The organism is Butyrivibrio sp. ob235 (genome assembly GCF_900109475.1).
Taxonomy (GTDB): domain Bacteria; phylum Bacillota; class Clostridia; order Lachnospirales; family Lachnospiraceae; genus Butyrivibrio.
The window spans coordinates 522,358-535,702 of record NZ_FOBE01000001.1 but is presented as its reverse complement, the minus strand read 5'-3'; the positions used below and the strand labels follow the sequence as shown (position 1 = coordinate 535,702).

The 13,345-nt window shown below is 41.1% G+C and carries 13 protein-coding genes; 12 read left to right on the top strand and 1 reads right to left on the bottom strand.

Features of this window, described 5'->3' with window-relative positions; all coding sequences use genetic code 11:
- The first annotated feature begins 72 nt into the window (after positions 1-72).
- The 10 genes from rplS (at position 73) to BMW61_RS02255 (ending at position 9,233) form a co-directional block, all read left to right on the top strand.
- Positions 73-420, top strand: coding sequence for a 50S ribosomal protein L19 (gene rplS, locus BMW61_RS02300; RefSeq protein ID WP_022760209.1), 348 nt, complete (start codon positions 73-75; stop codon positions 418-420).
- Positions 421-496: 76 nt separating this feature from the next.
- Positions 497-1,090, top strand: coding sequence for a signal peptidase I (lepB, locus tag BMW61_RS02295; protein ID WP_044927597.1), 594 nt, complete (start codon positions 497-499; stop codon positions 1,088-1,090).
- Between the two features lie 11 nt (positions 1,091-1,101).
- Positions 1,102-1,980: a ribosome biogenesis GTPase YlqF gene (gene ylqF, locus BMW61_RS02290; RefSeq protein WP_091819580.1), complete on the top strand. Its 879-nt coding sequence runs from the start codon at positions 1,102-1,104 to the stop codon at positions 1,978-1,980.
- Positions 1,977-2,546 (top strand): signal peptidase I, encoded by a 570-nt coding sequence (gene lepB, locus BMW61_RS02285; RefSeq protein ID WP_022760206.1) that lies wholly within the window; start codon positions 1,977-1,979, stop codon positions 2,544-2,546. Before ylqF ends, lepB (BMW61_RS02285) begins: the two co-directional genes overlap by 4 nt.
- Complete coding sequence (locus tag BMW61_RS02280; RefSeq protein ID WP_091819578.1) at positions 2,539-3,306, top strand: ribonuclease HII; 768 nt, start codon at positions 2,539-2,541, stop codon at positions 3,304-3,306. Before lepB (BMW61_RS02285) ends, BMW61_RS02280 begins: the two co-directional genes overlap by 8 nt.
- A 14-nt stretch (positions 3,307-3,320) precedes the next feature.
- Positions 3,321-5,255, top strand: a complete 1,935-nt coding sequence (gene fliK / locus BMW61_RS02275; RefSeq protein ID WP_091819576.1) for a flagellar hook-length control protein FliK — start codon at positions 3,321-3,323, stop codon at positions 5,253-5,255.
- Between the two features lie 12 nt (positions 5,256-5,267).
- Positions 5,268-5,585, top strand: coding sequence for an EscU/YscU/HrcU family type III secretion system export apparatus switch protein (locus BMW61_RS02270; protein ID WP_022760203.1), 318 nt, complete (start codon positions 5,268-5,270; stop codon positions 5,583-5,585).
- A 5-nt stretch (positions 5,586-5,590) separates the two neighbouring features.
- Positions 5,591-5,971: a YraN family protein gene (locus tag BMW61_RS02265; protein ID WP_022760202.1), complete on the top strand. Its 381-nt coding sequence runs from the start codon at positions 5,591-5,593 to the stop codon at positions 5,969-5,971.
- A 23-nt stretch (positions 5,972-5,994) separates the two neighbouring features.
- Positions 5,995-6,699 carry a response regulator transcription factor gene (locus BMW61_RS02260; RefSeq protein WP_022760201.1) on the top strand — a complete coding sequence of 235 codons (705 nt, stop codon included), beginning with the start codon at positions 5,995-5,997 and terminating at the stop codon, positions 6,697-6,699.
- Between the two features lie 2 nt (positions 6,700-6,701).
- A complete protein-coding gene (locus BMW61_RS02255) occupies positions 6,702-9,233 on the top strand; it encodes a sensor histidine kinase (protein WP_091819574.1) in 2,532 nt (843 codons plus the stop codon).
- Between the two features lie 34 nt (positions 9,234-9,267).
- Here BMW61_RS02255 and BMW61_RS02250 read toward each other — a convergent pair whose 3' ends face one another.
- Positions 9,268-10,467, bottom strand: a complete 1,200-nt coding sequence (locus BMW61_RS02250) for a ribose-phosphate pyrophosphokinase (RefSeq protein ID WP_091819573.1) — start codon at positions 10,465-10,467, stop codon at positions 9,268-9,270.
- A gap of 97 nt (positions 10,468-10,564) precedes the next feature.
- On the opposite strand from BMW61_RS02250, the gene BMW61_RS02245 reads away from it, so the two are divergent.
- Positions 10,565-11,923: a DUF512 domain-containing protein gene (locus BMW61_RS02245; protein ID WP_091819571.1), complete on the top strand. Its 1,359-nt coding sequence runs from the start codon at positions 10,565-10,567 to the stop codon at positions 11,921-11,923.
- Positions 11,920-13,251, top strand: coding sequence for a ribosome biogenesis GTPase Der (der, locus tag BMW61_RS02240; RefSeq protein WP_091819570.1), 1,332 nt, complete (start codon positions 11,920-11,922; stop codon positions 13,249-13,251). Before BMW61_RS02245 ends, der begins: the two co-directional genes overlap by 4 nt.
- The last annotated feature ends 94 nt before the right edge of the window (positions 13,252-13,345 follow it).

Sequence of the window (13,345 nt, the reverse complement as noted above, 5' to 3'; positions counted from 1 at the left end):
AATGACGGTCCTCTGGTACGCATTTTATCATGTATTTAAGAACGTCCATTTATATAGTATAGGAGAAAGCAAATGAACACAATCATTGCAGAGATCGAGAAGGAGCAGCTTAACGAGAACGCTCCTGAGTTCAACACAGGTGACACAGTACGTGTTTACAACAAGATCAAGGAAGGAAACCGCGAGAGAGTACAGGTTTTCGAAGGAACTGTTAAGAAGATTCAGGGTGGTTCAAACCGCACAACATTCACAGTTCGTAAGATCTCAAATGGCGTAGGTGTTGAGAAGACATGGCCTCTTCACTCTCCTCTTGTAGAGAAGGTTGAAGTTGTGAGAATGGGTAAGGTTAGAAGAGCTAAGCTTAACTACCTTAAGGGCCTCACAGGTAAGAAGGCAAAGGTCAAGGAAAAGGTTCGCTAAGAATGATTTCTTTGGTAAGGGCAGTTACTTTTTAGTAATTGCCCTTTTTATCTTTTGGGATTTTTAAGGAGTGTTTATGCTTCGGAAAAATAGATACAGACCAATGTATTTGGAAAAGAAAAAGAAGGTAACGCCCGAAATTTTCAAGGAGATTCTTTCGTGGGTGTTCTATACTGCGGTGGCTTTTTTTGTGGCCTTTGTTCTTGTGCTCTGTTTCGGAAAAAGAGTCAGAGTCATCGGAGATTCGATGGAACCTTCGCTTACTAATGGTCAGAGTGTACTTGTTGACGGGATTGTCTACAAGCTCACCTCGCCAAAGAAGGATGATGTGATTGTTTTTTTGCCAAATGGTAATGAGAAATCACATTATTATGTCAAGAGAGTGGTTGCGGTCCCTGGGGAGACGGTAAAAATTGAAGGCGGCAATCTTTTGGTGAATGGCGAAACTGTCGTCACTGAAGATCGTGAATATGATAAAATGGAAGAAGCTGGAATAGCTGAAAATGATATTACTTTGGGGAGCGGAGAGTTTTTTGTTCTCGGTGATAACAGAAACAGCAGTGAAGATTCCAGAAGTGCCAATATTGGTGTTGTGAAGCTTTCGACCATTGCAGGCAAAGCGTGGTTATCCTATGGATCTAAAGAGGGTAAAACAGGCTTTGTGGATTAAAGGTAGAATGTATGAATAATTATCAGTGGTATCCCGGTCATATGACCAAGGCTATGCGCATGATGCAGGAAAACATCAAGCTTGTAGACCTGATAATAGAACTTACGGATGCAAGAATACCGATGTCGGGAAGAAACCCCGATATTGACAAACTCGGGCAAAATAAGTCCAGACTTGTTATCTTAAATAAAGCTGATCTTGCAGACCCTGATATCAGTAAGGAGTGGATAGAGTATTTTTCATCCACCGGGGCAAGAGTTATGGAGATGAACTCCAAAACGGGCTCGCAGGTAAAAACAGTTCTGGATCAGGTCACTGAGAGCTGCCGGGAGAAGATTGAGCGTGATAAAAAGAGGGGGATAGTAAACAGACCTATAAGGGCGATGGTTGCAGGTATCCCCAATGTGGGCAAATCAACTTTTATAAACCGGATTTCCGGAAAGGCGGCAGCAAAAACAGGCAATAAGCCCGGTGTTACAAAGGGTAAGCAATGGATTATGCTTGGGAAGAATTTGCAGCTTCTTGATACGCCCGGAGTATTGTGGCCAAAGTTTGATGATGAAACTGTAGGACTTCACCTTGCACTTATCGGTTCCATGAATGATGAGAACCTTGATAAGGGTGAGCTTGCAGTAAGCCTTATAAGAATTCTCGAGGACTGGTATCCTGGTGTCCTTTCAGACAAATATGGAATTACGGACAAGCAGAAACTCCTCTATGAAGAGGATATGTATGAGACCCCGGAGTCATCAATTCTTACAGCTATAGCCGATAACAGGAAACTGATAAAGCAGGGTGGAAAAGCTGATATAGAAAGAGCATGCATGCAGCTTCTTGATGATTTCAGGAATGGAAGACTTGGAAAAATATCTTTGGAGAGACCGATATGAATAAAATAGAAGAGTTTATGAAAAGTGCAGGCAGTACTATTCTTACAGTTTTAATCGTCTGCATTATAACAATGCTGTTTATGAAATTTGTTGCTCAGAGAACAGATGTAGACGGTGAGTCTATGATGTATACACTTCACGATGGTGATGTGCTGATGGCAGATAAGCTTACTTACAAGTTTTCCAAGCCAAAGAGATTTGATATAGTTATTTTCCCGTATCCACAGGATCCCAGCGAATACTTTATTAAAAGGGTTATAGGGCTTCCCGGAGAGACCGTTCAGATAGATTATGACGGTAATATCTACATAAACGGAGAGATACTTGAGGAGCATTACGGCGCAGAAATAATCCAGAATCCCGGCAGAGCTGAAGAACCGATAACTCTTGGTGATGATGAGTATTTTGTTATGGGAGATAACAGAAATTACAGTATGGATTCAAGAGAACCGCTCGTAGGAAATATTAAGGGATCTGATATTATCGGCAGAACCTGGCTCAGGATGTATCCTTTTTCATCTTTCGGAATAATTGACAAAAACAAGGAAAATAAGAGCGATGACTGAGAAAATAGGTGTCATTAAGGCTGAACTTTCAAATGCTGTTTCCGTAGAGGATTACGAAGCATTTTGCCAAAGATATGAGGCTGATGACAGAGCGGGAGTCAAAAAACTGGTTGAGTCCGCAAAAAAGCATATAACAGCTATTGAAAATGAGAAGAAGCGCCTCTATGAGATGAGAAGTTACGAGAGGCTTCATTCTGATAAAAAATATATCTGTGGTATAGATGAGGTTGGAAGAGGCCCTCTGGCGGGACCGGTATACGCTGCAGCGGTCATTCTTCCGGCGGATGCTGAAATACTGTATATAAATGATTCAAAGAAATTATCCGAAAAAAAGAGAGAAGAGCTTTATCAGGAAATAATGGAAAAAGCTGTATCGGTTGGTATTGGCTTTAGTACCCATGAGCGAATTGACGAAATCAACATCCTTCAGGCTACCTTTGAGGCTATGGCTAAGGCTGTAGATAATCTTTCTGTTAAGCCTGATATTTTGCTTATTGATGCGGTTCATATACCGCAGCTTGAAGCCTATCCTCAGGAATCGATAATAAAGGGTGATGCCAAAAGTGTATCTATAGCTGCGGCAAGTATTATTGCCAAGGTTACGAGAGACAGACTTATGGCCGAACTTGACAGTAAGTATCCGGGTTACGGTTTTTCACATAACAAAGGGTACGGAAGTGCCGATCACATAGCTGCGCTTCGGCAAATCGGACCTTGTGAGATTCACAGAAAATCCTTTATAAAAAATTTTCTTAATTAAGAAAGCGTGCCTGCATGAGTATCATTCAGAATTTGACCGGTAACAGGCCTGTTGTACAGGTTGATGGCCATATTGTTAATCAGAATGCTGCAAAATCGCAGGAGTCATTGCGCTCTTTGGAGACAGGGGAGAGACTGTCCGGCAAGATTATTTCCATGTCTGATGAGAATGGGGCAAAAAATGCCCAGATAAGACTTGGAGACGACACTGTAATAAATGCAAAGCTCCAGGATGGCATGTACCTTAAGGAAGGACAGACAATATCTTTTCAGGTGCGCGGAACATCCGGACAGATAACACTTACACCTCTTTATGAAAATACTTCTGTGGATCCGACTGCTCTGAAAGCGCTAAACGCAGCAGGAATTGAGGTCACACAGGATACCGTTAACATGGTAAAGACCATGATGGAAAACGGGATGGGAATTGACAAGGATTCCTTAAATGCCATGCAACAGACGGTGAATTCTCACCCTGAGGCAGAGGTTACTTCTCTGGTTCAGATGAAGGCTCTTAATATTCCAATAACAGAACAGAATATCGGGCAATTTGAAAGCTATAAAAATTATGAGCATCAGGTTGTGGAGACCATGAAATCTATTATGGATGACCTTCCCGAGGCTTATAATCAGCTTGTACAAAATGGTGAGGGTGAAAAGGCAAATGATCTTTACGGGAAGATATTGAACATGCTCTCTGAAGGTGCAGAGCATATGGAGCAGACTGTGGTCAAGGGTGATGCTGCCACGATGATTCAGGAGCGGAATGCAGCGACAGGGACAAATCCCGCGACAGGTGAAGCTGCAAATAACGCAGAGGCGACGAACGGCGAACAAACGATTCTTGCCGAAGGTGAAAACGAAAGTACAGTTTCGCTTCAGAACAATGATGCAAAAGTTATAACTGCAATTGGAGAGAATATTATAAATTCGGACGATGGTGTGGCGAGTGATGCACAAAAGCCCGGCAATGTGCAGAATGCGCAAAATGCTGTAAGTGATGATCCGAATATCAAAGAGCTTCAGGTGAACTCTGAAGAAACGCAGTCCGGAAAAGTTACAGAGAAAGCAGCCGGTGACCAAAGTGCAAGCACACAGAAAATGGTTTTTGATAATGACTTTGCCAAGCTTATCAAAGAACTAAACACAAATACAGGAGCTACCGGTGACCAGATACAAAAGCTTATTGCTCAGGCCGGTACGGGTAAAAGTACTGAGATTGATCAGATGGCTCTTATAAAAGAACTCGCCGATGCTTATCAGGCAGCATCACATTCAGCTGAAAATAAGGAAGCTGCTTTTTCAAAAATATTCAGTAGTAATGAGTACAATAAACTCATGAAAAATGTGATGCAGGAAGAATGGCTGATAAGACCTGATGATGTGAGTATAAAGGAGAATGTTGAAAATCTCTACACAAGACTGAGTACACAGGCCAAGCAGCTTACTCAGCAGCTTACAGAGAGTCTTGGACCCGAGAACAAAGTTGCACAAAGTGCCATGAATCTCCAGAATAATATTGATTTCATGAATCAGATCAACCAGATGTTTCATTATATTCAATTGCCTCTTAAGATGGCAGACCAGGATGCTCACGGTGATCTTTATGTTTATTCAAACGGCAAGAAAAAGTTTGAACCGGGAGATACGGTAAGTGCGATCCTGCATCTGGATATGGATAATCTCGGACCGATCGATGTTTATGTGAAGATGAAAGATACCAATGTAAAGACAAATTTCTATGTCGCAGACGAATCGGTTATTGATCTTATTGCAGAGCACATCGGTGAGCTGAACGATCGACTGAATAAGCGTGGGTACACTATGGAAGCGAGGATGATGCTTCATACCGATCAGGATGAAAACAGTGAGGATCCGCCCGTCAGCAGTTTGCTTGATTCAAAAAAGACAGCTTTTTTATCAACAACATCATTTGATGCGAGAGCATAAGAGGGCTAAAACATGGCAGATAACAGTGATCTTGAAAAAGGAAAGACGAAGGATGGAAAACCAAAGCAGGCGATAGCTCTTGCGTATGATCCGAATGAAGACGGGGCTCCCCGCGTTATAGCAAGCGGAAAGGGCATCGTGGCCGAAAGAATTATTGATGCCGCTAAAGAGCAGGATATCCCGATTCACGAGGATTCGAAGCTTGCAGATACTCTGTCGAAGCTGGAAATCGGTGAAATGATTCCTCCAGAGCTTTATGAGGTAGTGGCTGAGATTCTGGTATTCGTAGATGCTATGGATAGGATTAAGGCCAAAGAAAATAATAGATAAGTTTTATGAATAAAAGAGAAACAGGACAATATTATGAAAATCTCGCCTGTGAGTATCTTTCGGAAAATGGAGCAAAGATTGTTTGCAGAAATTTCAGGAGTAAAAAGGGTGAGATCGATATTATAGCAAGAGATGGAAAATATCTTACATTTGTTGAGGTGAAATACAGAACATCAGCTCGTTTCGGTGAACCGGAAGCGGCGGTGAATTCCCGGAAGCAGAAGACAATCTGCCGGGTGTCGGATTTTTATAAAATACGGTTCGGTATAAGCGAGGAATGCCCGGTAAGATATGATGTTGTTGCCATAAAGGTTGACGAAACATCAGCTATTCATATAAGATGGCATAAAAATGCTTTTTCATATATTCCCTACAATGCGTGGTGATAATAGAGGAGGATTTACAGATAGTGCAGAACGTTTTGGTATGTGATGACGATAAAGAGATAGTTGAAGCTATTGAGATATATTTAAAACAGGAAGGAATTAATGTTTTTAAAGCCTTCAATGGCATTGAAGCATTGGAGATTGTAAAAACAAATGAGATTCATGCTGCTATCATCGATATTATGATGCCGGTAATGGATGGAATTCAGTGCACAATGAAGATAAGAGAGCACAGTTCCATCCCGATTATTATTCTTTCCGCCAAATCAGAGGATGCGGATAAGATTCTAGGACTCAATATTGGTGCGGACGATTATGTGACTAAGCCATTTAATCCGCTTGAACTTGTGGCCAGAGTAAAGTCAAATCTACGTCGCTATACGGAGCTTGGAAATGCGGATACAAAGGATGCCGATGATGAGTACATTTTCCGCGCCGGCGGACTTGTTCTCAATGACAATTCCAAGTCTGTAACCGTGGACGGAGAAGAGGTCAAGCTTACCAAAATTGAATACAACATTCTGATGTTCCTTATCAAGAATAAGGGGAAGGTGTTTTCTATCAGCCAGATATACGAGAATATCTGGAACGAGAACGCCGTGTCTGTTGATAATACTGTTGCAGTACATATCAGACATATCAGGGAAAAAATTGAGATTGATCCCAAAAATCCCAAATATCTTAAGGTTGTTTGGGGGGTAGGCTATAAAATCGACACTGAGGATTGATAATGTTTGATAAAATATTCAGGCATAAGACCATGTCCTGGATCAGCAGATATATACTGAGAATTTTTCAGCACATATGTTTTGCTGCGGTAGTTGCTCTTGTTTTTTATATTTATAAAGGGTCTACCTTCACGGGCACGGACGGTGTTGTCTATAATTTGCAGAAGGACGACATCGGAAAAGAATATGCCGATTCGGAGCTTTTTAATTCAATATTATTTGATAATCTGAGAAATGCGGTGGAGCTTGCCGCATATCAGACTCTTTTTGAGACCGATGGAGTATATAACGGAGATAAAAATATTGATGTAACCGCTTTTATTAACAGAAATACAGTTTTACAGAGCGATTATATTACTGCGGTTTACCCGGTTTCAAATCTGATCAAGTGGTCCCAGAATGGCTTTGAATATGATGATGCGAATTTTACTACAAAAGAGAGCAAGGATTTCTTATCTGCTACTACAGTATACACGCATCTCTTGAAAAATAATGCTGAGGGTGGAATGAATGCGTTCTTAAACTCTCAGCTTGAAAACAATGCGGTAAGAACCAATGTGAAGGAAGTCGATAAGGACGGAGCCGGATCACATACTGTTTTGATTCCCAGATATAAAACCATTAACGGTGAAAATATCGAGGATATTGTTTCGGGCTGGGATGAGTATAATCAGCTATGTGCAAATATCACCGAGACCGCATCCACAATGGCTGCAGGGTATGAGCGTTATGATGCATATAAGGACAAATATTCGTTTTACAAATCGAATTTCAGATATTATATCACCAGAACGATTAACGCCCGCACTGAAGTATTTACAAATGTTGATTCACTTAAGAGCGGCACAAACGGACTGAATTTGAAGGATGTTTTCAAGTCCTACGGAAGGTATATTTATTACTGCCCTTATGATATCGAATATTCAACCAATACTCAGATAAGCGAGGATTCCTTAAGACAGCTTCTTGGCAATTATCAATACGCCTTCCCCGATCAAATGAAGTTCTATTTTGCAATCGATATTAACAAGACTGCCAATATAGATGATTTCAAGGTTGGAAAAGAAGCGTTTAACAGGTATATGCCGTACTACAGGCAACTGTATATAATAAGTGCAATTTTCGCGGTGATGTATGTGATTGTACTTGTCCATCTTTCAATATATGAAGGACGAATCGAATACGCTGACGGAAAAGTAGGCGGGATTGAGAGAATAGATGTTATCCCGATAGAAATTGTGTTTGTGTTTTCACTGGCTGTTTTGGGTATTTTGTTTGGGCTATTCCAATTCGCCATCAATAATTATGAAGTTGTTAAATATAACACAATGAATATGTCGCTTCTTGCAGGAGGACTCTCTTTTGAAGGTGATAATGCCATATGTTATGCAATTTACAGCATAATCAGAAGAGCCAAGGCAGGACAATTATATAAAACATCCCTGTTTAAGTTTATTATCGGGCTGATTCATAAGCTTTTTGATAAGATGACACTCAGGCAGAATCTTTTTGTGAGAACGGTGCTGCCGTTTTTGACTTCTACGCTGCTTAATCTATATCTTATTCTCAGATGGGGCGCTGTAGGAATTGTTATAGTTATAGTCCTTGACGTTGCTGTGGCGCTATATATTATAAACCTTAACAATGATAAGTTTATCATCCTTGATGCGCTAAAAAGGATTGCTCAGGGCGAGATTGATGTCAAGGTGGATGTTAATAAGCTTCACAGCAGTAATGTCTACTTTGGGGAAGAACTAAACAAGATTTCGGTTTCTGTTGAAGAAGCTGTAAATCGAAGTATGAGAGATGAGAAGCTGAAGGCTGACCTTATAACAAATGTATCGCATGATATCAAGACGCCTCTTACATCAATAATCAATTATGTTGATCTTCTGAAAAGAGAAAACATTGACGATCCGAAAGTCAGTGAATATATAAGGATACTTGATAATAAGTCGCAGAGACTGAGGCAGCTCACAGACGATCTTGTGGAGGCTTCGAAGATTTCTTCCGGCAATATTACACTTACGATGACGGAGCTCAATTTTGCCGAGTTTGTAAATCAGATTCTTGGTGAGTTCTATGAGAAATTCGAGAGCTTCAGGCTGGTGCCCATTCTTAAGTGCGAGAAGTATGATGTGTTTATTCAGGCTGATGCAAGACAGCTGTATCGTGTCATCGAGAATCTTTTGAACAATGTATGCAAATATGCTCTTCCGGATACAAGAGTATATATGGATCTTTTTGTGACAAAAACGGAGATAGGTGTCAGCAAAGCAGTTTTCTCTGTTAAGAACATCTCGAAAAATGAGTTGAATATAAACGCGGATGAACTTACAGAGAGATTCATAAGAGGAGATATTTCCAGAAGTACCGAAGGTTCGGGACTTGGACTATCCATTGCAAAGAGTCTTACTACAGCAATGGGAGGAGAGTTTGAGATTATTCTTGACGGTGATTTGTTCAAGGTAAATGTGGGATTTGAAACCGGAAAATTCAGCAACGGAAATCCTGCTTCGGAAAAAATGGGATAAATAATAAAAAAGGCTATTAAAAAATGAGGACCTGTTAATCAAACAGGTCCTCAGCTTTTGCTGTTCTGGCATTATATTTATCAATGATACTGTGAATAGATTCTGTTGGAGTAATAACGTTACTGAGCGATGCATCGTGGTTCATGAAATCGATGACTGTCGCAAGGAATTTACTCATGTCAGCAATGTGATAATACTCTCTGTTCATAAAGTCAGGATTTTGATAGATGAGATTAGTGGTTATAAGCGCATCGAAGTCACCGTTTTTATAACCCTCATCGAATACTTCCATTCCGTTCGTGAAAAGGCCGAAGGTTGTGCATATAAATACACGCTTTGCGCCCTTTTTCTTGAGCTGTCTGGAGGTGTCTATCATGCTCGAACCGGAGGAAATCATATCATCGATTATGATAACGTCCTTGCCATCAATTGCGGAACCGAGATACTCATGTGCCACAATGGGGTTGGAGCCGTTTACAACTTTGCTGTAATCACGTCTCTTATAGAACATTCCGGTATCAACGTTAAGAACATTTGCAAAATAAACCGCTCTGTCCAAAGCGCCTTCATCAGGACTTATAACGGTCAGATGTTCCTTATCAACAGTAAGATCATCAATTTCCGAAATAATAGCCTTCATGAACTGCGGTGATGCCATAAAGTTATCAAAACCTGAAATAGGAGCTGCATTGGATATTCTGGGATCATGGGCATCAAAGGTAATGAAATTGCTTATACCCATGCTGTAAAGCTCCGAGAACATAACTGCGGCATCAAGCGATTCGCGATTGTTCTTGTTGTGCTGTCTGCCCTCGTAGAGGAAAGGCATAATGATGTTTATCCTTCTTGCCTTACCGTTGATGGCAGCAATGACTCTTTTTAAATCCTGATAGTGATCATCGGGAGAGTAGTAATTATCATAACCATACATTTTGTAGGTCATTGAATGATTCATAACATCGGTGAGAATGAAGACATCCTTACCTCTAAGTGACTCATAAATCTGAGCCTTGCTCTCACCGCTTCCGAAGCGGGGATTAGCATATTTAACCCTGTACTCATCCTTAACATATCCCTGAAAAGCGGGGTCGTTACCCGGGGTGTTGTGAAGGGCGTGTCTGAATTCGACAAGACGTGCATTGACCAGTTCTCCAAGTCCTTTGGCAGACTCCATGACCATGAGCGCGATCGGAGCAACCGGTATTGATGAATCTAATTTATGAAAATCAGGCATTTTATCTCCTAACAAAAATAATAATAGATTTTTTTACGCTATTATCTTATTGTATCTTATACTGACACGTCAAGAAATTTAATGTATAATCAGTTTTATGGATAATAAAGGACATTTGATAAAAAAGGTTGAACCCGGAAGCATAGCGGACGAATTGGAAATTGCCGCCGGGGATTATTTGCTTGCAATAAATGGTCAACCTATAGAGGATATATTTGACTACCAGTATATGGTACAGGATGAAGAGCTCACCCTTCTTGTTAGAAAACCGGACGGAGAAGAGTGGGAGCTTGACATAGAAAAATATTTCGACGAGGATCTTGGCATAGAGTTTGATAACGGACTTATGGATGACTACAGATCCTGCTGCAATAAATGTATTTTTTGTTTTATAGATCAGATGCCACCGGGGATGAGAGAGACACTGTATTTTAAGGATGATGACGCGAGACTTTCCTTCCTTCAGGGGAATTATGTCACTCTTACAAATATGAGTGATAAAGATATCGACAGGATTCTGAAATATCATCTTTCTCCGATAAATGTATCATTTCAGACTACTAATCCTGAACTTCGCTGCAAGATGCTAAATAACAGATTTGCCGGCGAAGCACTGAAAAAGGTTGACAGGCTTTGCGAGCCGGGTACCGGAATTGAGCTGAACGGACAGATTGTTCTGTGCAAGGGTGTTAATGACGGGGAAGAACTTCACAGGTCGCTTACCGATCTATATAATTACAGACCAAATCTTAAGAGTGTTTCAGTAGTTCCGGTCGGTTTGTCCAAATACAGGGATGGTCTGTTTCCGTTGGAACCGTTTGAAAAAGATGATGCCGTAGCTGTAATAAAGGAAATCAATTATTGGCAGGAGAAGTCTTTTGAGGAATACGGAGACCATTTTGTACATGCCTCGGATGAGTGGTATATGATTGCACAGCTTCCGATTCCTCCCGCACAAGCGTATGACGATTACGGACAGCTTGAAAACGGAGTGGGGATGGTCAGGCTTCTTCTGGATGAGTTTGATGAAGCGCTTAGGGATGCAATAGAAAACGGGGTCGATGGCATTCCGTTAAGTGAATATAAAGGAGAGGTGTCAACTGCTAGCGGCAGGCTTATATATCCGTTTATATGCGAGATGGCAAGAAAGCTTACCGAAGCAGCACCGGGACTTACGGTTCATGTTCATGAAATTATAAATAATTTCTTTGGTGAGAGAATAACCGTTACAGGGCTTCTTACAGGACAGGACATAATTGCACAGCTTAAAGGGCAAAAGCTCGGAGATGCGCTGATACTTCCACAGAATGTACTTAGGGCAGGAGAAGATTATCTCCTGGATGATGTGAGAGTATCCGATATCGAGAGCGAGCTTGGGGTTAAGGTTCGCATTATAAAAAGCGGAGGTATGGATTTCATAAGGGGACTAATTACGAAGCAGGATGGTATTTTATGAAAAGAAAAAACATAGTTGCGGTAGTGGGACGACCCAATGTAGGAAAAAGTACCCTGTTTAATGCAGTTGCAGGGAAAAATATCTCTATTGTTGAGGATACTCCCGGAGTTACCAGAGATCGAATTTATCAGGATGTCGAGTGGCTTAATTACAATTTCACACTTGTGGATACAGGCGGTATAGAACCGGATACAAATGACACGATTCTCGCGCAGATGAGAGCTCAGGCTGAAATAGCGATTGAAACTGCCGATGTTATCATTTTTATGTGTGATGTAAAACAGGGGCTGACTGATGCGGATTCACAGGTTGCGGATATGCTTAGGAAATCCAGAAAACCGGTTGTTCTTTGCGTCAATAAGGTGGACAGCTTTAAGCGTGATTCCATGGATGTTTATGAGTTCTACAATCTGGGAATCGGTGAGCCGTTCCCCATAAGCGCTGCGAATAAGCAGGGAATCGGAGATCTTCTTGAGGAAGTTACCAAGAACTTTACAGCGTCTGACAACGAAGAGGAAGAGGATGACTCAATAAGAGTTGCTGTTATAGGTAAGCCCAATGTTGGCAAGAGCTCTATAATAAACAGACTTTGCGGAGAAAACAGACTTATTGTGTCAGATATCGCAGGAACTACAAGAGATGCGATTGATACAGAGGTAAAATATAACGGTAAGAAATATACCTTCATAGATACCGCAGGCCTTAGAAGGAAAAACAAGGTCAAAGAAAAGCTCGAGGAATTTATGATCCTGAGAACTGTTACCGCGGTTGAAAGAGCTGATGTGGCTGTCATAGTTATAAATGCTGATGAAGGGGTCACTGAACAGGATGCCAAAATTGCTGGAATTGCGCATGATCGCGGCAAGGGAATCATAATTGCGGTTAATAAGTGGGACCTTATCGAGAAGGACAATAAGACGGTTAATGAGTTCACAAAGGATGTAAGAAGCGTACTTTCCTTCATGCCTTATGCAGAGATTATTTTTATTTCGGCCGAGACCGGACAGCGACTTGTAAAGCTGTATGACATGATAGATGCAGTAAGTGAGAATCACGCTATGCGTGTTGCGACCGGTGTCCTCAACGAAATAATGATGCAGGCAGTGGTAATGCAGCAGCCTCCGTCAGACAAGGGTAAAATGTTAAAGCTCTACTACATCACCCAGGCTGCGGTTAAGCCACCTACTTTTGTGATTTTCGTTAATGATAAGAAGTTGATGCATTTTTCCTATACCAGATATATTGAGAATCAGATAAGGGGATCTTTCGGATTCAAAGGTACACCACTTAAGTTCATTATCCGAGAGAGAACTAATGACAAGAAGTAAAGTAAGAAATACACATTAAAGTAAGTAAAAAAGAGAAGGGGACTCTAAAATATATGCCTTCTCCCTGGGGAGAAGGTGTCAGCGAAGCTGACGG

Excerpts from the sequence above, each read along its gene's own strand:
- ylqF (WP_091819580.1), top strand. The coding sequence starts at position 1,102 with ATGAATAATTATCAGTGGTATCCCGGTCATATGACCAAGGCTATGCGC.
- BMW61_RS02255 (WP_091819574.1), top strand. The coding sequence starts at position 6,702 with ATGTTTGATAAAATATTCAGGCATAAGACCATGTCCTGGATCAGCAGA.
- rplS (WP_022760209.1), top strand. The coding sequence starts at position 73 with ATGAACACAATCATTGCAGAGATCGAGAAGGAGCAGCTTAACGAGAAC.
- BMW61_RS02280 (WP_091819578.1), top strand. The coding sequence starts at position 2,539 with ATGACTGAGAAAATAGGTGTCATTAAGGCTGAACTTTCAAATGCTGTT.
- der (WP_091819570.1), top strand. The coding sequence starts at position 11,920 with ATGAAAAGAAAAAACATAGTTGCGGTAGTGGGACGACCCAATGTAGGA.
- BMW61_RS02250 (WP_091819573.1), bottom strand. The coding sequence starts at position 10,467 with ATGCCTGATTTTCATAAATTAGATTCATCAATACCGGTTGCTCCGATC.
- lepB (WP_044927597.1), top strand. The coding sequence starts at position 497 with ATGCTTCGGAAAAATAGATACAGACCAATGTATTTGGAAAAGAAAAAG.
- BMW61_RS02265 (WP_022760202.1), top strand. The coding sequence starts at position 5,591 with ATGAATAAAAGAGAAACAGGACAATATTATGAAAATCTCGCCTGTGAG.
- lepB (WP_022760206.1), top strand. The coding sequence starts at position 1,977 with ATGAATAAAATAGAAGAGTTTATGAAAAGTGCAGGCAGTACTATTCTT.
- BMW61_RS02270 (WP_022760203.1), top strand. The coding sequence starts at position 5,268 with ATGGCAGATAACAGTGATCTTGAAAAAGGAAAGACGAAGGATGGAAAA.
- BMW61_RS02245 (WP_091819571.1), top strand. The coding sequence starts at position 10,565 with ATGGATAATAAAGGACATTTGATAAAAAAGGTTGAACCCGGAAGCATA.
- fliK (WP_091819576.1), top strand. The coding sequence starts at position 3,321 with ATGAGTATCATTCAGAATTTGACCGGTAACAGGCCTGTTGTACAGGTT.